Source organism: Ferruginibacter sp. (assembly GCF_031430955.1).
Classification (GTDB): domain Bacteria; phylum Bacteroidota; class Bacteroidia; order Chitinophagales; family Chitinophagaceae; genus Ferruginibacter.
Genome location: NZ_JANPCM010000502.1, coordinates 1 through 19743 on the forward strand (window position 1 = coordinate 1; position 19743 = coordinate 19743).

Here is a 19743-nt window from a genome sequence, read left to right on the forward strand (position 1 = left end):
TAATTTTTGCTTTTACCCTTGGTGCATTTTCACCATTAATAACATTTTCTAATGCAGCCGGAATTAATATGTCGCATTCCAGTTCCAATGCATCTGTATTTTTTGCAAGGTTGGTTGCGCCGGGAAAATTTAAAATAGAACCCGTTTTTTTACGGTGCTGAAAAACTTCTTCTTCATTCAATCCATCAGCATTCATAATAGCACCTTCATATTCTGCCAGTGCAATTACTTTTGCTCCTGCTTCTCTAAAAAATTTTGCGCTGTGGTAACCCACATTACCCAAGCCCTGCACCACTACTTTTTTTCCTTCAATGCCTACAGATAAACCTAATTTTTTCATTTGGTCTTCCATGTTGCATACTTCACGTATTCCAAAGAAAACGCCAAGACCAGTTGCTTCCTTACGGCCACGTACCCCGCCTTGCGTAACAGGTTTACCGGTAACACAACCGGCTGCATCAATTTCGCCGGGTTTTAAAGAAGTGTAAGTATCCACTATCCAAGCCATCTCTCTTTCTCCTGTTCCATAATCGGGTGCAGGTACATCAATGCCCGGGCCAATAAAATTTTTCTTTACTAATTCTGCTGTATAGCGGCGGGTAATTTTTTCCAGATCATACACGCTGTATTTTTTAGGATCAATAGTAATACCACCTTTGGCACCGCCAAACGGAACGTTTACAATCGCACATTTAAAAGTCATCAATGCTGCAAGCGCCATTACTTCATCCAAATTTACTTCGGGGCTGTAGCGGATACCGCCTTTGCAGGGTGCTTTGTGGTGGCTGTGCTGCACACGGTAAGCTTTTATTACTTCTATCTTATCATTAACCTTTACAGGAAAATGCATTCTTAATACAGAATTACATTGTTTGATCTGTTCTAACAATCCTGCATCCCAGGTGGTAAATTTTGCTGCTTTATCAAAGCTTTTTTCTACGCTCTGAAAAAAACTGTAGTGCGTTTCTGCTGACATAAAATGTTTAGTTTAATTTTTGCAATCGTTGTTTTAAATTTTTTTTTTAGAAACCCGGCTGGCAAGTCGGTCTAATTATCTTTTTGCCCCCATCCGCTGAAGGGGAGCATATCTTTTAAAATCAAAAAAAATCTATGCCTGATAAATCAGTTTTCTTTTTCTATTTTACTTATTTTTCTATCTATTAAAAAAACATAAATGAATAAGCCGGTTAATATAGTTAAGCAAACTGCTACCACTACATAAATTTTTCCGTTGCTACGCATCAGTTCTTCTGATGAAGAATTGTTTTGTGCAAATGAAATGATACTGCTGCATAAAAAAGTAAATAGCAGCAACATTTTTCTAAGGCCTGTTGACCAATGACTATATTTCATTCAACAATGTTTTATCTTTTAATAATTGTATGCGTATTTTTAAAGTAGTAATCCACACACCCAATAAAGTCCACCCAATAACTGCCGGGTAAAAAATCATCCGCATACCTGCATCTAAATCTTTTTGTGCATTTAATGCAGGGTTACCACTGTCGCTGCCCGGAGCTCCGGGATGTAAACTTCCCACCATTCTTGGTATAATCCAAATACTGGGGAACAGCATTACGAATGCAAAAATATTATACACTGCACTAACCCTTGCTCTTTTATCCATATCAGTAAAACTTCCTCTCAATACAAAGTAAGCCCCATAAATTAATAACGCAATAGCGGCACCAAGCAATTTGGGTTCTTTTAATACACTACCCAGGCTTTGGCTTTGATCGGTTAGCCAGGTATAGTTTGCCCAAATGGCTCCGGTGGCATAACCTAATATTCCCATAAATGCACCCACTGCTGCAAAATTGCGGGCATAAATATCGTTGCGGTAATTAGAGTTGCTTAAATATTTAATGCTGTACACAAAACTAATGATAAAGAGTATCATCATGGCAAACCACATGCACACATGAAAATACAAATTGCGGATAGACTGGTGAATAATGGGCAGATCGGGAACGCTGACTAAAAAACCTGCAACTACAGTGTAGATCAATAAAGCAAAGGATAATATTTTCCACCAACTTTTCTTCAACAGGAAGATTATTTTTTAGTGGCGCAAAGATAAGGCAGAGTTTTCAGTTTGTAGTTTTCAGTTTGCAGTTTTTTGATTTTTATTACGTTTACAGAATCTGTGATGTTTGAGAAGAATATTAATATTTTAAATGGTAGTAGAAGCTGTTTGAGTTATTTATTTTTTATTTATTTGGCTAAAGCCGCTTACCGCAATTTGCATTACCACGCCTTTAAAGGCGTGGTAATGCAAAGAAAATACTACCGGCTTTAGCCAAACTGTATTTAATTAAAACTAATTCAAATAGTTTCTTAGTTTATCAAAAACTATTTAGATTTAAAGTATCTGCATAAACCTCAGAGTTTTATTCTAATCTTTCCACAAATATGGAAAAAGCACTACCGCCATTGCAATTACCAGCACATCCAATCCAATTATTAAAGCACTTAACTGCATAACAGCACCCGCCCTGAAGACTTCTGCAAAAGCCACTTTACTTAATTTCATCAGCATTAATAATTGAGGCAAAATAATAGGAAACCCCATAATGGCAATTAAAGCAGCGTTTTGCTGTGCCTTTGCTGCAATGGCACTCATTAATGTAAAAACCAAACTAATACTTATGCCGCCTAAAATTACAATGCCCGTAAATTGTAAAGTATTATTTACCGGGTTGGTTAAAAAGAAAAAGAATAGAGCTAAACTGATACTGCTCATCAGTACCATTAATAAAACATTATAAATTATTTTGCTGATAATAAATTCAACCGGCGATGCTATAGAATAAAAATACAGCATCCTGCCTTTACCTTCCTGTAAAAAACTTTTGGCCACAGCATTTACACAAATAAATAATTGAATTATCCAGAACAAACTGTTCCAGGTTGCGCCATCCGGTTTATCAGGAAAAGATAAATAAATTACAAAGACAGTAGAAGCGATGTATAAAACTATACCATAAAAAGTATGCTTCTGCCTGAACTCCAGCAGCACATCTTTTTGCAGTAAGGCATAAATACGTTTAATCATTGGTGCAAATTACTAACATTGGGTAAAAAGCTTTGTAAAATTTTTAGTGGAGGTTTTTAAGGTTTTTCAGTTGTACTAACGGTTGTTAGTTAAGTGTAAATGTTATCCACAGTATTTTTTACGCCGTATTTCTACTATTTGCAATTTGAAATAATTAATTTACTTTGGGTTTATTCTTAACTAAACAAAAACTAACATGCGTAAACTACTTTTATTAGCGGTCACGTTCTTTTGTATGCAGATTATAAATGCACAACAGAATGCGAACGCTTCAACACCCATTGTAATAACAGGGCACCTTGTTAAAGTAACAAAACCTTTAAGAGATTTTAAAGCATCCGACAAAGCTATCCCTGATGTAACGGTAAGGGATATGGATGGTATTATTGGAAAAGATGAAGCTTTTGAAGAAGGAGCCGAAGCTCCTTTTGGCAAATCAATTTCTAAAGACCCCGCTTTACAATCTATTTATCCTAATCTTACAAGAAACATTACACCTAATAACGCTATTACTTCCAACTTTGCAGGCATTGGTAATCAGCCGTTAAATCCGCCTGACCCAACAATGTGTGTGGGGCCAAATCATATTATACAAATGATAAACGGCTCATCGGGTGCATTGCTGCAAATTTATAATAAAGCCGGAGCTGTACTTGTAGCAACAAAATTTATGGATGCTATTACTGGTAAAGGTGGATTGGGTGATCCAATTGCTTTATACGATCAGCTTGCCGACAGGTATGTGATAACTGAATTTAATAATAAAGCGGAAACAACAACCGAAGGATTAACTTTTGCAGTATCGCAAACTAACGATCCTACAGGTGCATGGTATGTTTATTTTTTTAGCACAGGAACAACTTTTCCTGATTATCCAAAATTTTCGGTTTGGACAGATGCTTATTATGGTACTACCAATGATTTTGCTAATGGAACAACTTATTCCGGTTCTACTGTATATGCATTTGACAGAGCAAAAATGATTGCAGGTAATGCAACAGCAACAGTGCAAAAATTTACATTAGGTACCACCAATAAACATTTTAGTATGAGCCCGGTTTGTTTAGAAGGTACGACATTACCTCCATCAGGAACCGGCGGTTTAATTGCTTACATGAATGATAATGCATGGAGTGGTTCTGCAACAGACAGTATTGGCTTGTTTGAATTTAAAGTAAATTTTACAACGCCTTCTTTATCTTCAGTTATAACAAAATCTTCATTGGCAGTTACTGCATACAAGTCGGATATATGCACTGCTACAAGGGGACAATGTATTGCCATGCCCGGTACAGCAACAAAGGTGGAAGCCTTGCATCAAAAAATAATGAATCAACCTATTTATAGAAATTTTGGAACTTTTGAAGGTATAGTTTTAACACATGTGGTGGATAAAGGAACCAATATTTCGGGAGTGCGCTGGTATGAGTTAACTAAAACATCCGGCAACTGGAGTGTTAACCAGCAAAGCACTTATAGCCCTGATGCTACTCACAGATGGATGCCTGCTATATGTTACGATGCTGCAGGAAATATCGGTTTGGCATACAATGTTTCTGCAAGCACAACAACTTTTCCCGGTGCAAGATATACAGGTAGAAAAAGTTGTGATGCCCTTAATTCAATGACTTATGCTGAAAGTGTTATCATAGCAGGCTCTGCCGCCAACGCAAGCACACGTTATGGTGATTACAACCAGTTGGTAGCCGACCCTGATGGTGTCCGTTTTTGGTTTACCTGCGAATACAATCCAGCATCGGCCTGGAGTACAAGAATTGCTTCATTTACTTTAGATAATTGTACACCCACACTCTGCGGCGATCCAACGGGTTTAACTTCATCTGCAATTACCAACACATCCGCTACCGTTAGCTGGGCTGCTGTGGCAAGTGCAGTAAGCTATGATGTGGATTATAAATTAACTTCAGCAACAACATGGACAAATGCAGCAACTGCAACAGCTTCAACTTCTGTAAATATTACCGGTTTAACCCAGAGTACAGTTTACGATTGGAGAGTAAGGGCAACCTGCAGTGGTGGAAGCGGAAATTATATTAGTGCACAGTTTACAACTACTGCTCCTGCAACTTGTAACGCACCAACCGGATTAACTTCTTCAGGTGTTTCATCGAGCAGTGCAACAGTTAGCTTTACTGCCGTAAGCGGCGCAGCTAATTACGATGTGGATTATAAATTAAATCCATCAACAACATGGACCAACGCTGCAACAGCAACAACTTCTACTTCTGTTGCATTAAGTGGTTTAACTGCATCTTCATTATACGATTGGAGAGTAAGGGCAAATTGTACTGCTGTGGGTTTAAGCAGTACTTATACACAGGCGCAGTTTACAACAACTGCTGCATCTGTTTGCGGTACTGCATTTGAACCAAACGAAACACAGGCTGCTGCTGCTGCAATAAGTTCTGGCGTTACTAATTCTGCTGCAATTACTACAACTGCAGATATTGATTATTTTAAAATTACTACAACAGCTACTGCCGGTATCGTGTACAATCTTGTTGGACCATCCGGTGTAGATTATGATATGACCATCTTGAACAGTGCAGGTACACAAATTGGAGCAGGCACAGGTTCTACTGCAACTGAAACAGTTTCGCTAACCAACCAGGCAGCAGGTACTTATTATATAAAAGTGTTTGGTTACAGTGGAGCAAACAGTGCAACATGTTATACAATAAAAGCAACGGCGACGGTTGTTACAGGTTGTGCAAGTGCATTGGACAATTCAACTAATGGTACAACTGCAGGTGCAGCAACAATTCCATTTAACACCAATGTAACGGGCTTGATTAGCCCAGCAGGTGATATTGATAATTATAAATTTGTAATTACAACTGGCGGCACCATCACTGTCACTCTAGGCACTTTGCCAGGTGACTATGATTTAAAACTTTTGAACAGTGCAGGTACACAGGTTGGCATTTCTCAAAACGGAAGTACAACAAGTGAAACAATTAATTACACTGCAGCTACTGGTACTTATTACGCACAAGTTTATGGTTACAATGGTGCTAACAGCGCTACTACCTGCTATACTTTAAAAGTACAGTTGGGTACCGCTTCTAAACCAGAAGCTTTGACGAATGCCGGTAGCATAGTTAAAGTATATCCCAACCCGGTAAGCAATGTTTTAAATGTAAGTGTGCTGGGGGCTTTAAGCCCTAAAGCAAGTTTACAAATTACTGATGCAGGCGGCAAAGTAGTGATAACAAAAAATATCATCCGCAATCCGCAGGCAATTGATATCAGTAAACTGGCCAAAGGTGTTTATTTAATTAAAGTAAATAATGATGGTAAGGAAATTACCAGCAAGTTTATTAAAGAATGAAAAAAATAAATTAAATTTAAAAGGGTTGCCGGTTAAGGCAGCCCTTTTTTTTGCAGCTATTTTTATCTTGCTGTATTTTTATTATCTTCATAACCTTATTCTAAAACTATGACCAAACAACTGCGCTATCTTTTTTTTGCAAGTATGTTAATTACACTTGCCTACTCTTGTAAAAAATCTGATACAACCCCAACACCACCCGTTAATACTGTTATTGCTCCGCCACCGGCATTCGGTTTTTATGTGGTGGGATATTTTCCTTCTTACCGCACTGTAGCATCGGTGCCTGATATAAAATTTAGAATGTGCAATGTTATTAATTATGCTTTTGCCACAGTTAATGCTTCGGGTAATTTAGTTTTAGGTAACAGTACACATTTGCTGGAAGTAAAAACAAAAGCCAAAGCAAACAATGCTAAAATATTTTTAAGCATCAACGGTGCAGCGGCAGATTTTAAAACACTGGCATCATCTGCAACAGGAAGAACTTCTTTAATAACCCAAACCATGAATTTAGTAAGAACTTATGGGCTGGATGGTGTGGATATGGATTGGGAATTTCCTACCACCGCCGATGGCACCGATTTAACGTACACCGCTTTAATGAAACAATTAAGTGACAGTTGCCACACCGGAAGCAAATACTATTTAACTGCAGCTATCACCGCAGGCAAATATTCAGGTGGCATACGTGATGCCATTAAAAGTGAATTGTGGCAGGGCAATTATGTAGATTGGTTTAATATTATGAGCTATGATGATTTTAGTACCACCGTTCCATACAAACAACATTGCGATTATACTTTGGCAACCGTAAGTTTAAACTACTGGTTAACCACAAGAGGGATGCCTTCATCAAAAGCCGTGTTAGGGATTGCAGGTTATGGCAGGCCAAGCGGCATTACACAAACCAATACCATACTTAGCTACAGCGATATTTTATCAAGAGGCGGTAACCCACAATCCGATTCTGCAGTAGTTACCAATGGCGGTTTTACCAATTACACTATTTATTATAATGGCCTGGCCACTGTAAAAAAGAAAGCTATCCTTGCAAAACAAACGGCCAATGGCATTATGCTATGGGAAAAAAGCCATGATGCACATGATAATAATTCGTTGCTGAAGGCGGTGTGTGATACCGTGGGAAGGGCTTATTAAAATAAAAAACCGTAACATTTTACTGTAACGGTTTTTTAAAGCCAACTACCACTTGATTACTGTCTTCTTATTCTTTTATTAATTTTTTGTTGCCCCCGTTTGCTGTTTGCAGCATATACACACCTGCAGGCAACATGTTCATATCAACAACTTCAAAATTATTTTTTATGATGAATGTTTGCACTGTCCTGCCGTTGATATCTGTAATTTTTGCAACAGTGTTCATAAGGCTCCTGTTATTAATTTGCAGCGTAGCTTTATTTTTTATTGGGTTTGGATAAACAGTTACTGTTCCATCCCCTTTATTAAACAGGCTTATACTGTTACTGTAACTAAATTTACCATCATTATCTACCAGCCTTAGCCTGTAATAAACAACAGCTTCATTGTTGTACGTATCAGTAAAATCGTAGGTATTGTTTACAAAACCTTTTGCATCTACCGTACCAATACTTTTAAAGTTGCTGATATTATTACCTCTCTCTACAACAAATTCTTTTAGGTTTACTTCGTTTGATGTAACCCATTGCAGCAATTTAATAATACCATTACTTTTACCAGAAAAGCTTGCCAGGGTTAATGGCAATGCTGCATTAATACCGTTGGTATGCACATAAAAACCACTAAACCCGCTAACATCAAATGTTACCTGCCACCTGCTTAAGGTACTGTTGAAAACAATATTGGCATCAACCGGGTTAATTACTTCGCTTGCCCCGGAATAGTTACCCGGTGCTGTACCCGTACCATGAAATTGTGTAATAATTAATTGGGCAATACCTGTTGCATCTGCAGCGGACGTTGGCAATGCAGGCTTTGTTCCTCTTACCGCATTATAAGCATCAAATTCTGCCTGTGTAAAATACAGGGTAACCGTTCCTGTGGCTGTTGATGGATTGGTTGCCGGTGTAATATCGTAATGGCGCTGAACATAAGGCTGTGTATTGTAGGTTTGTACCGATGCATCAATTTTTACACAGGTATTTACTGTACCCGTTAATGGAGATGCGCCAGATGGATTAACTGCGGCAATTAAATTACAACTTCCATCAAGATAATTTGTACCCGGGGATTGTATAGTTGCAGATTGACAAACCTGTGCACCACCAGCTGTGCCTGCTAAACTTGCAGGTGCAAACACAGTGCTTGTTCCTGTTACATTTCCTGCGGCCCAGTTGGAAGTGGCAGCAGTTAATCCAAAATTATTGAGTGTGCCGGTAAAATTATTGCCGCTATGGTCTCTGGCTGTTGTAATACCAGCATTATTTGAATTTAAAAATCCCTGGTTTAATTTATAATAGCGAATTAAACCTGTTTGAACAGCAGTATTTAATGCGCCGCTCATATTGTTTTGAATTTCACTTTGGCATAATGTTCTATTCCATATCCGTACTTCGTCAATAGTGCCTAAAAAATAACCGTCTAAACTGGTTGTATTTCTTTTGCGAACGCCTAAATTGGCTCCATCAACTAATATTATTCCCGGATCGCTAAAACCAAAATTATCTGTATTTACTCCATTAATAAATAGTTTGGCTGTGGTAGCAGAAGTTCTTTCAAATGCAACATGTGTCCATGTATTTATCGGAATATAACCATTAGTAACACCAACTACCAGGCCAACACTGCCTGCATTACGCAACACTATCTCAAAGCCGGTATTACTGCCAGCTAGTTTTGTAAGGGAAAACATCTGGTTGAGAGATGCGGAGTAACCTTCTGCGTAAATTGTTTGATATTGGGCATCACTGGTTGAATATACCCAGCTTTCAAAAGTAAAATTGGCTGAGTTGGAAACAGGAGTAGTTGTAAAACTAATATTATCATCCACCCCATCTAAATTTATTCCGCCTGCAGCAAGATTACAATTACCAGTTGCATTACCAATTGCCCAATTTGATGTTGCGCCGGTTAATGCAAAATTTGTGAGTGTACCTGTATTGTTATTGCCGCTTGCATCTGTTGCGGTTGTTACAACAGCATTTGCTTCGCCAACATATCCCTGGTTAAACTGGTATAAAGCCAATAAACCCGTTTGCCCTGCAGGATTCATTTCGCAATTCATATTACTTTGAATTTCGCTTTGCACCAATTCCCTGTCCCATACACGAACCTCATCAAGAGATCCGCTAAAAGCAAACGAAGGATTTGCCACTGCATCCTGTGGTGTTCCTATGTAAAGATTGGAGGTGTTAGAAACCGGTACAGCAACACCAGTAAATGAAGCATCCAATATGCCATTGATATAAAGCCTTAAGGTGTTGGTTGAAGCGTTATAAGTAGCCGCTACATGGGTCCATGTGTTAAGCGGTATTGAAGCTGTGCCGATGTATTCCCTGTTGCTGAAACGCAACGTTAATTTATTGTTTTGATAAACCCAGAAAGCATAACCAGTTCCATTAGCAAATACATCTTTGCCAATTATACAGTCATCGGTACCCGAAACACTTCTTTTAATCCATGCTTCTACAGATAAAGAGGAAGTAAGATTGAAGACAGGGCTGTTTCCACAATTGATATAATCATTTCCCCCATCAAAATTTAAGCCCGTAGCAACAGTACTAAACTGCATCACTGTAACTTTTTGAGCATTACCTGCATCCCTGTAAACCACATAAGGTGTGTTACCAATAAATGCTAAGCCTGTATATTCAGCAATGCCAGCAGAAAAACCAGCAGTACCAACGTTTACCCAGTTAGTACCGTCAAATTTCATTGCGTTGGCTTTTTGGCCATTGGTAATATCCTGGTAAGCTACGTAAGGAGTTGTACCGTTAAAAGCTAATTTATTGTATTGAGATGCGCCGGTACTAAAACCTACTATACCAACGGTTACCCAGTTAGTGCCATCAAATTTTTTAACGGTTGTTTTATTACCATTGGCCCCATCCTGATACCCAATGTGAAGTGTACTTCCGCTAAATGCCATATTGATCCAACCGGCACCACCAGCCGAAAAGCCTGCAGCACCAACTGCTATCCAGTTAGTACCATCAAATTTTTTAACGGTTGCTCTTCCTGCCAAAGTATTATCGTAATAACCAACATAAGGCGTAGTGCCATCAAATACAAGGCTGTTGTTGTAAGCTGCTCCTGCAGATAAACCGACTGCACCAACGGCTACCCAATTGGTACCATCAAATTTCATTACTGTAGTTTTTTGAGCATTGCTGTAATCTCTGTATGCTATGTATGGAGTACCACTATTTATGGTTAAGCATATATCATCGGCCTGGCCGGCAGTAAAACCTACTGGCCCTATGCTTACCCAACTGGTGCCATTAAATTTCATTACAGTTGCCTTATTGCCGTTACCTGCATCCCGATAGGCCACATAAGGAGTGCTGCCATCCATGGTTATATAACTGTATGGAACCTGGTTTGCTGTAAAACCCGGAGTGCCAACATACACCCAAGCTGTGCCATTAAATTTCATTACAGATCCTTTAAAGCCATTTCCCTGGTCTAAAAAGAAAACATAGGGTGTAGTACCATCGGTTGCTATACAGGTAAAGTTACTGCCACCGGCAGAGAAGCCTGCAGTGCCAGTGTTTACCCAGCTTTGTGCAGAAGATAATAATGTGGTTAGGAGAAATAAAAAGGTAAATGACTTTTTCATGTGTTTTTTTAGTTTGGATTTTTGAGTAAATATTTAAGAGAAAGACCTCTTTTTAAATAAGTATTTATTTACAGATAGTTTTAATTGTTGCGATATGGATTTTTACTGAACAAATTTTTTCGATTCCATTTTTATTAAATAATGGGATAAAGATGCCAATCTTAGTGAGCGTAATATTCGTTAGTTGATGAAAGGGTATTAAAAGTTTATCAATAGCCCGATTTGGTGGAAAAGAATGAATGTTGTAATTACTCTTTATTTAAATCACTTAATTTTGAACTGACTATGCAAAAAACCTACAAGTGCCTTATTGCTGATGATAACATAATAGACCGGGATGCAGTGGAAATGTATGTGGGCAAAATTGACAACCTGCAAATTGCTGCCGTATGTAACGATGGATTAGAAGCAACAGCTGTAATAAAGAGTACTGCGATTGATATTGTTTTTAGTGATATTGACATGCCTGATTTATCCGGGTTAGAATTGATACAAACCCTGCAGAACGCTCCTGTTTTTATTTTCATAAGCTCGTATGCCGAGCATGCAGCAGAAAGTTACCATCTTGATGTAATTGATTTTATTGTAAAACCGGTTAGCCTTGCCAGGTTAATAAAAGCCACTAACAAAGCCATTGAATATATTGAACTGAAAAAAAGTGTTTTAAATAATACTACAGATAATTCCACTGCGCCTGTAAATACCAGCAACTATTTTTTTATACGAGAAGATAACGGCTACACCAAAATAAATACCGGCGACTTAGTTTTTATAGAAAGCATGGGTAACTTCAGCCGGTTGCAAATGCTGCAGCAAAAAAAACATATTACATTGGTAAGCCTTAAAAATATGGAAGAGCAATTGCCTGCCGAACAGTTTATGAGGGTACATAAACAATTTATTATAAACCTGCACCACATTACTGCAATTACTGCTGAAGGTGAAATAAAATTAATTGGTGGAGAAATTATCCCTGTTGGTGCTGCATACAAAGCAAACTTATTAGATGTGATAAATAAAAAAGTTTTTTCAAGATAAGTTATGAAGATCAGAAATTAAATCTGTTTTATTAAATTTGACAGGTTGAAGTTATAGAAACTGGTACCATTAGTTAACCCGCCTTCTACAAGCTGATAATGACGGGTATTTTAAAAGGTTGATGAATAATTTTTTTTACAAAAATTGATTTTAGCCACACGAAGTAGGAAAAAAGCAAAGCTTTTTTCCTACTTCGTGCCTTAGTGGCAACCATTTTTCGCAGCGAAGCTGAGAATTTCTTTTCTTACTGTCATTTGCAAAGAGTTTAAATTTTTCTTTTATTAGTGCCACAGACTGACAGTATAAAGAATCAAAAGTAAAACATCATGAAAGCTCAATAAAGTTATACTGCACAAGAGTGTCTCGCCTTAGGCCAGACCACCGCAGCCGATAACATTCCTGCCGCCTGGCCCAAAAAACTATTTACTCCAATTCACTTTTCTTTTTTTTACATCTCTTGAATTGCCACCGATCATTATTTCAAAATCTCCTGCTTCCCAATCGTATTTTAAATCGTAGTTATAAAATTTTAAATCGTTGGGTGTAATATTAAATGTAATCGTTTTTGTTTCTCCTGCCTTCAACATAATTTTTTGAAACCCTTTTAATTCTTTTACAGGCCGGGTTACACTGCCTACCACATCACGAATGTATAACTGCACCACTTCTGAGCCATCGTATTTTCCTGCATTGGTTAAAGTAACGGAAGCGGTTAAGGTTTGATTACCTTTTAATGCTGTGGTGCTTAATTTGATATCGCTGTAATTAAAATTGGTATAGCTTAATCCGTAACCAAAAGGATACACCGGATCGTTGCTCACATCTAAATAATTACTGCGGAATTTTTGAAACCACTTGCCATCTTCTAATGGACGGCCTGTATTTTTATGATTGTAAAACAAAGGCACCTGTCCTATATTTTGCGGCCATGTTGTAGTTAATTTTCCTGAGGGAATGGCATCGCCAAATAAGACATCTGCAATGGCATCGCCAGCTTCGGTACCGGCAAACCAAACATTTAAAATGGCAGGCACATTTTCGTTTTCCCATTTAATGGTCATTGGCCGGCCTGCAAATAAAACTAATACCACAGGCTTGCCTGTTTTTAATAAGGCTTTCAATAAATCCTGTTGTGATTTTGGAATACTGATATCGCTGCGGCTGCTGCTTTCGCCACTCATCTCTGCACTTTCTCCCAATGCGGCAACAATTACATCAGCTTTATTTGCTGCTTCCAAAGCTTCGGCTAAAATAATTTCTGTACTGCGTTTATCTCTGTACGTTTCTTTACCAAACATGCCGGCACGTTCTTCAAACACACTGTCTTCATCTAAATTACTTCCCTTGGCATAAATAATATTGGCATTAGCACCCAGTTTATTTTTTAACCCAGCCAGTAAAGAAATGGGCGTTGAATAATCGGTTGCTACTGCCCATGTGCCCGGCATATTTTCTTTAGTATTCGCCAATGGCCCAATTAATGCAATGGTAGAAGATTTTTTTAACGGTAATAAATTATTTTGATTCTTTAACAACACAAAACTTTCTGTTGCGATCTCTCTGGCTATTTTTCTATTTGCTGCAGTAAAAATTTCTGTCTTCGCCCTGTTCTCGTCACAATATTTATAAGGGTCATCAAACAATCCCAGTTTATATTTTGCTTCTAACACCAACCTGCAGGCATTATCAATTTGCTGCAGGGTAACTTTTTTTTCTTTTAAAGATTTTTCAATGGTGGTTAATAAACCTTCGCCAACCATATCCATGTGAATGCCTGCATTTAATGCCAGTGCAGAAACAGTTTGCAGATCTCCCATACCATGATCGATCATTTCATTTATGCCGGTATAATCGGTAACCACAAAACCTACAAAGCCCCATTGCTTGCGCAACACATCGGTCATTAAAAATTTACTGGCCGTTGCCGGTATGCCATCCACTTCGTTAAAACTTGCCATCACACTTCCTGCTCCTGCATCCACTGCGGCTTTGTAGGGCGGTAGGTATTCGTTGTACATACGCTGGTGGCTCATGTCGGTAGTGTTATAATCTCTTCCTGCTTCGGCAGCGCCATACATAGCATAATGTTTTACACAAGCCATGATGATATTATTTTTTGTAAGATCATTGCCCTGGTAACCTTTTACCATTGCTTTTGCAATCTGGCTGCCGAGGTAAACATCTTCGCCATTACCTTCTGCAATGCGTCCCCAGCGTGGGTCACGGGCAATATCCACCATCGGAGAAAATGTCCAGTTGATACCATCGGCACTTGCTTCAACTGCGGCTATCCGTGCACTTTGTTCTATCGCCTGCATATTCCACGTACATGATAATGCCAATGGAATAGGAAAAGTGGTTTGATAACCATGAATGACATCCATACCAAATATCATCGGAATTTTTAAACGGCTTTCTTCCACCGCCACTTTTTGTACGGCTTTAATTTTTGCAACTGATTTAATATTGAACAAACCTCCTACTTTTCCTTCTTTAATTTTTTTGCCAATATCGCTGCTGCTGGCCTGGCCGGTAACAATATCGCCGCTGCCCGGCAAATTCAACTGACCTAATTTTTCAACCAGTGTCATTTTTTTCATCAATGCATCAATGAAAGGTTTCATTTTTGCATCATTATTTTGTGCGGTTGCAAATTGTGTAATTAAAATTGCTGCAACCAGCATGTATTTACTTTTCATATTCCTGTTTTTATTTTTTAAACTTTTTCAATATTACAATATTACCACCACCTGAGGCTAATGATAGTGGTATAATTTTATTTTTATCAACAATTATATTTTGTTTGATAAGATGATTGGCATTTTCTTTAACATCTGCAGCATCGCTGTACATGGTAGCAACATATTTACCTGCAGGTAAAAAATTAAGGTTGATATTTATTTTTCTTGCACTGCTGTCAGTAATTGTTCCAATATACCAGCTGTCCTTTTTTCTTCTTGCTATGGAAATGTATTTTCCAACTTCGGCTGCCAGTACTTTTGTTTCATCCCAGGTAACAGGCATGTGTTGCAATACCTCAAAGCCCGGTTGCCCAATGTAGGCATCCGGATAATCGCAAACCATTCCCTGGTAATTTTCCAGCACCACATACATGGCCAGCATGTGGCAGCGGGTGCCCATCACATAAGGCTTACTGTTTTGTGCAATAAATTTTTCAACAGGTAAAGCGTTGAAGCCACCCAAATGATAATCGGTAGAACCGGCAAGCATTCTTGTAAAAGGAATATCAATATCACGATTGGGGGTTATTAATTTATCCCACTTATCATATTCATAATTCATCACGCCTTCTCTTGTAAATTCATTGGGGTAAGTGCGGCTAAGCCCGGTAGGTTTGTATGCCCCATGAAACTGTATATGCAAATGATGTGCTGCCGCTTTTTCTAAAATTTCTGTTTGAATATTTACCATTTCCTGGTCGTCCCGGTCCATAAAATCTACCATCATACCGCTGAGCCCCCATTCTTCAAAAATTTTAAACGCTTCGTCCAGCTTTGGATACAGGGCTTTCCAATGTGTCCACACCCGTACACCTACATTTTTTGATTTGGCATAATCACAAATCTGTTTCATATCTAAACCATCTACCGGTTTTGTAATATCGAAATTTTTTCCGGGCTGATAATCGCTGCCATCATTAATGTACCATTCGTGCCCGCCATACTCAACCACCGTATGATATTTAATATTATTGGCAGCACAAAAATCAATATAATATTTATTGGTCTCAAAATTATTGCCGCCTTTAATACTGTCAGGAATTATGGTGCCGTTCCACCAGGGGAAGGTTGTAGTGCCGGGTTTTAACCAGCTGGCATCTTTAATTTTTGAAGGCTCATTTAAACTGGTGATGATATTGGATTCTATCAATGCTCCAATTCTATCGCTTATTAAAAATACCCGCCACGGACTTTTATGCGGCAATATTGCTTTTACTTTTATACCCCCATCCCCTAAAGGGGTGACCGATGGAGATAATTCACTTGTCAATATTCCATTTCTTTTTATCAAATACATACCGGCATAATCTAATAAAGCTGCTTCTGTAATGGCCATAAATATTTTATGTGGAAATTGAAACAGCGCTGGCATATCCAGCAAAGTATCTTGCTGTAATTTACTTAAAGGAGTTGTAATATAAAACCCTTCGTGTGAGGATGTGTAGTTGGGAAGTGGTAAGGCTTTAATAATTGGATCCCCGGTAAATTTGAAATCTGTTTTTTCATCCAGTAATGAAAATGATGTTTTACCATTTTGTTTTGGAAATAAATACCTGAAGGCAAGGCCATCATTAAAAACCTTTACGTCAATATCAACTCTGTAGTTTTTATTTATTTTATCCTGTAAAGAAATTATTGTTTGCCGGTAATGATTGTTTACGAGGCTTGCTTTGCCCACAGCTAATGTATAATTTTCATTTACTTCTGTACCACCAGATGTTTTGCTGATAAAAGCTTTTTGTAATGATCCCTTTCCTTCAATATCAAGAATGAGTGATGAATTTTGGATAAGGATATTTTTTTTATAAGCAATTGAATAAACTGGAATGCTTTCATCGGAACTTAAAGTAAAAACAATATTACCATCAGGCGATACTAACTGAATTTTATTTTGAGCAATAGTTTGGAAAGATAAAAATAATAAGCAAACGCAAATAATTATTTTAAAAGCCATCAGCAATCATCATTTTTTTAAATATGGAGCAATAATTTTTTGCCAGATGGCGTAACCCTTTGCATTCATGTGTAAATTATCTTCTATAAAAATTTCTTTTATGGGTGTGCCATCAGCAGCAAGCATTTTGTGGTACACATCAATAAAATTGGTTTTCTTTTTTGTACGGAGATACTTTTTTATCAACTCATTTGCAGTAATCATTTTATCTTTCAACTGCCAGCGGCTTGGGCTGGGTTTTAAAGAGATAAAAGCCACCGGCACACCGGGCATTTTATTTCTTATCAAATTAAACAACTGCACAAATCGCTGGTACACCATTTTACCCGTAACTGTATCAGCACCAGCCAAATCATTTTCGCCACAATAAATCACAATTTGTTTAGGCTTGTAAGGAAAAATAATATCATCCGCATACCTAATTACATCAGAGATAGATGAACCACCAAATCCCCTATTGACTATAGCAAAATGTGGAAAATAATTTTGTACATCTGTCCATTTGGTAAAAGAAGAACTGCCCACAAACAAAATGGCCTGCGTTGGAGGAGGAGCAATAGAGTCTTGTTTTTTAAATGCCTGTATATCTTCGTAAAAAGGTTGTGCGGCAGCAATGCTGTAAGTGCATAGTGACAGTATGATTAAAACGCAGTGTTGATATATTTTTTTCATGATGCAAAAGGTATAAAAAATTAATCACAACTATTTAAAATGATTCAACTATTTTTTACTTTTCTATTGACAAAAAAATTAAAATGCATCAATTAAAAAGTATATTTACCACAGCAAAAATATCGCCATGAATTATTTGGGAATTGCAGCATTACTTAACAGTCATCAACCGGCATTTAGTTTAGCACAACCATTTTATACCAGCGATGAAATATTAAATTTTGAATGGCAATATATCTGGCAAAAAAACTGGCTCCTTGCAGGCAACACCGCACAAATACCCAGGCCTGGAGATTATTTTATTTACAACCTGCAAAAAGATGCCATCATAATTATTCGTGGCAATAAAGGCGAAGTGTATGCCCATTACAACACCTGTGCACACCGTGGTTCTGCAATTTGTTTGGAGCAAAAAGGTAATGCAGCAAAATTAATTTGCCCTTATCACCAATGGGTATATGATAAAGACGGCACTTTATTAAACGCAAGGATGATGCCCGATGATTTTTGTAAAGAGAAATTTAATTTACGTTCGGTGCATACAGCGGTGGTGGAAGGTTTGATATTTATTTGCCTTACAGAAGATGCTCCTGATTTTTCTTTGATCAAAAAAAGTTTAGCGCCTTACCTGATACCCTATAAAATTAATGAAGCAAAAGTTGTGGCCATAAAAAATTATACTTTAAAAGCCAACTGGAAACTGGTAGCCGAAAACTTTAGAGAATATTATCATTGCGGCGGCGCACACCCTGAATATTGCAGTGCAGTAATTAGTGCCAACCTTAGAGAAGATCGCCTTACGCAATTTTGGGAAATTACCGGCGAACAGGACGGGCAACTTTGCGAAAATAATTTTAGAAGAATAGAAACCAATGGTTACCACCCCGGCCCTTACGCCCCGGTAGAAGACCTGGTTATAAATTTTGTGGAATGGTGTGTGGAGGAGATGAGGATAGGATTAGAAGTCGGATAATTTTTTTATAAACATTTATCTCATTGAAGCTCTCTGTTTCAAGGTAAGATAAAAACGATCCATACATTTATTATAAAATAAGAGAAGGTATAATTAGTTATTATTTTTTATCACAATAAAATTTATACAATCATGTATTTATCCAGGCGCAAATTTATTACTAACAGTTCGCTGTCGCTGACAGCAACAATGCTTTTACCAAAATATATTTTTGCTGACACTAACGCTGGCAGCATTAACCTGGGGATACAGTTATACTCTGTACGTGATGCTATGAAAAAAGATCCACTGGGTACTTTAAAAAAACTTGCTGCAATTGGATATAAAAATGTAGAGCACGCCAATTATACTGACAGAAAATTTTATGGCTATTCCGCTGCTGAATTTAAAAAAATATTAGAAAGCATGGGTTTAAAAATGCTCAGTGGCCATACCGTTTTAGCCGATAAGCACTGGGATAAAACTACCCACAGTTTTACCGATAGCTGGAAACAAACCATCGAGGATGCTGCCATTGCAGGCCAGCGCCATGTAATAAGCCCATGGCTTGATGTAAGCCTGCGTAAAAATTACGATGGCTTAATTAGTTTTTTAGAAGTGTTTAATAAATGCGGTGAGCTCTGTAAAAAATCGGGATTAAAATTTGGTTACCATAACCACGATTTTGAATTTAATAATTCCCTTAATGGCAAAACTATTTATGAAATTATTTTAGACAATACTGATGCCGCTTTAGTAACACAACAAATTGATATTGGCAATATGTACGGTGCAGGTGGCAGGGCGCTGGAGGTTTTAAAAAAATATCCCGGCAGGTTTGCAAGTATGCATGTAAAAGATGAAGTAAAAGTTAGCGGCAAAGGCGAAATGGGTGGAGATTATGAAAGTACTATTTTAGGTGAAGGATTACTGCCGATAAAAAAAATTATTGATGGCTTTAAAAAAATGGGCGGCACCACTGAGTTTATTGTAGAGCAGGAATCGTACCAGCAAAAAACACCACTGCAAGCAGTAAAAAAAGATTTTAAAATCATGAAACATTGGGGATATTGAGTGTATTTTTTGTTAGGGGCATTTGTTTGCTGATGGAACTTTATTGCCAACGCTCCATTCAATGGCATATCCAAACGCCCAGGTTCGTGTCTCACGAACCGTTCGCTGCAATCTTCGCTTCTGTT

Annotated in this window: 13 protein-coding genes; 5 read left to right on the forward strand and 8 right to left on the reverse strand. The window is 37.8% G+C overall.

The window, feature by feature from the left end:
* From ACY65O_RS13935 to ACY65O_RS13950, 4 genes are all read right to left on the reverse strand, one after another.
* Positions 1-976, reverse strand: a 976-nt coding sequence (locus ACY65O_RS13935; RefSeq protein WP_462221466.1) for a Glu/Leu/Phe/Val family dehydrogenase, incomplete at its 3' end; no start/stop codon positions are given.
* Positions 977-1122: 146 nt separating this feature from the next.
* On the reverse strand, positions 1123-1353 hold the full coding sequence (locus ACY65O_RS13940) for a CcmD family protein (protein WP_462221467.1): 231 nt from the start codon (positions 1351-1353) through the stop codon (positions 1123-1125).
* Positions 1343-2047, reverse strand: coding sequence for a cytochrome c biogenesis protein CcsA (gene ccsA, locus ACY65O_RS13945; protein ID WP_462221468.1), 705 nt, complete (start codon positions 2045-2047; stop codon positions 1343-1345). The genes ACY65O_RS13940 and ccsA overlap by 11 nt, the downstream gene beginning before the upstream one ends.
* A 348-nt stretch (positions 2048-2395) precedes the next feature.
* Positions 2396-3055 (reverse strand): heme exporter protein CcmB, encoded by a 660-nt coding sequence (locus ACY65O_RS13950; protein ID WP_462221469.1) that lies wholly within the window; start codon positions 3053-3055, stop codon positions 2396-2398.
* Positions 3056-3251: 196 nt separating this feature from the next.
* On the opposite strand from ACY65O_RS13950, the gene ACY65O_RS13955 reads away from it, so the two are divergent.
* Entirely contained in the window at positions 3252-6407 is a 3156-nt protein-coding gene (locus ACY65O_RS13955; protein ID WP_462221470.1) for a T9SS type A sorting domain-containing protein, read from the forward strand.
* 108 nt (positions 6408-6515) lie between these two features.
* Positions 6516-7568: a glycoside hydrolase family 18 protein gene (locus ACY65O_RS13960; protein WP_462221471.1), complete on the forward strand. Its 1053-nt coding sequence runs from the start codon at positions 6516-6518 to the stop codon at positions 7566-7568.
* Positions 7569-7635: 67 nt separating this feature from the next.
* Here the strand turns inward: ACY65O_RS13960 and ACY65O_RS13965 are convergent, their stop codons facing one another.
* The gene (locus ACY65O_RS13965; RefSeq protein WP_462221472.1) at positions 7636-11187 is read right to left on the reverse strand and encodes a LamG-like jellyroll fold domain-containing protein; all 3552 of its coding nucleotides are present in this window, start codon (positions 11185-11187) and stop codon (positions 7636-7638) included.
* A 285-nt stretch (positions 11188-11472) separates the two neighbouring features.
* Between ACY65O_RS13965 and ACY65O_RS13970 the strand changes: the two genes are divergently transcribed.
* The gene (locus ACY65O_RS13970) at positions 11473-12225 is read left to right on the forward strand and encodes a LytR/AlgR family response regulator transcription factor (RefSeq protein WP_462221473.1); all 753 of its coding nucleotides are present in this window, start codon (positions 11473-11475) and stop codon (positions 12223-12225) included.
* A gap of 419 nt (positions 12226-12644) precedes the next feature.
* On the opposite strand, the gene bglX is transcribed toward ACY65O_RS13970, so the two are convergent.
* Genes bglX through ACY65O_RS13985 form a run of 3 tightly spaced genes read right to left on the reverse strand, consistent with a single transcriptional unit; the run spans position 12645 to position 17592 of the window.
* Entirely contained in the window at positions 12645-14924 is a 2280-nt protein-coding gene (gene bglX / locus ACY65O_RS13975; RefSeq protein ID WP_462221474.1) for a beta-glucosidase BglX, read from the reverse strand.
* A gap of 10 nt (positions 14925-14934) precedes the next feature.
* Entirely contained in the window at positions 14935-16920 is a 1986-nt protein-coding gene (locus ACY65O_RS13980; RefSeq protein WP_462221475.1) for a glycoside hydrolase family 97 protein, read from the reverse strand.
* A 9-nt stretch (positions 16921-16929) separates the two neighbouring features.
* A complete protein-coding gene (locus ACY65O_RS13985; protein ID WP_462221476.1) occupies positions 16930-17592 on the reverse strand; it encodes a GDSL-type esterase/lipase family protein in 663 nt (220 codons plus the stop codon).
* Between the two features lie 127 nt (positions 17593-17719).
* Between ACY65O_RS13985 and ACY65O_RS13990 the strand changes: the two genes are divergently transcribed.
* Positions 17720-18565 carry an aromatic ring-hydroxylating oxygenase subunit alpha gene (locus ACY65O_RS13990; RefSeq protein WP_462221477.1) on the forward strand — a complete coding sequence of 282 codons (846 nt, stop codon included), beginning with the start codon at positions 17720-17722 and terminating at the stop codon, positions 18563-18565.
* Positions 18566-18697: 132 nt separating this feature from the next.
* Complete coding sequence (locus ACY65O_RS13995) at positions 18698-19618, forward strand: sugar phosphate isomerase/epimerase family protein (RefSeq protein WP_462221478.1); 921 nt, start codon at positions 18698-18700, stop codon at positions 19616-19618.
* Positions 19619-19743 lie beyond the last annotated feature (125 nt).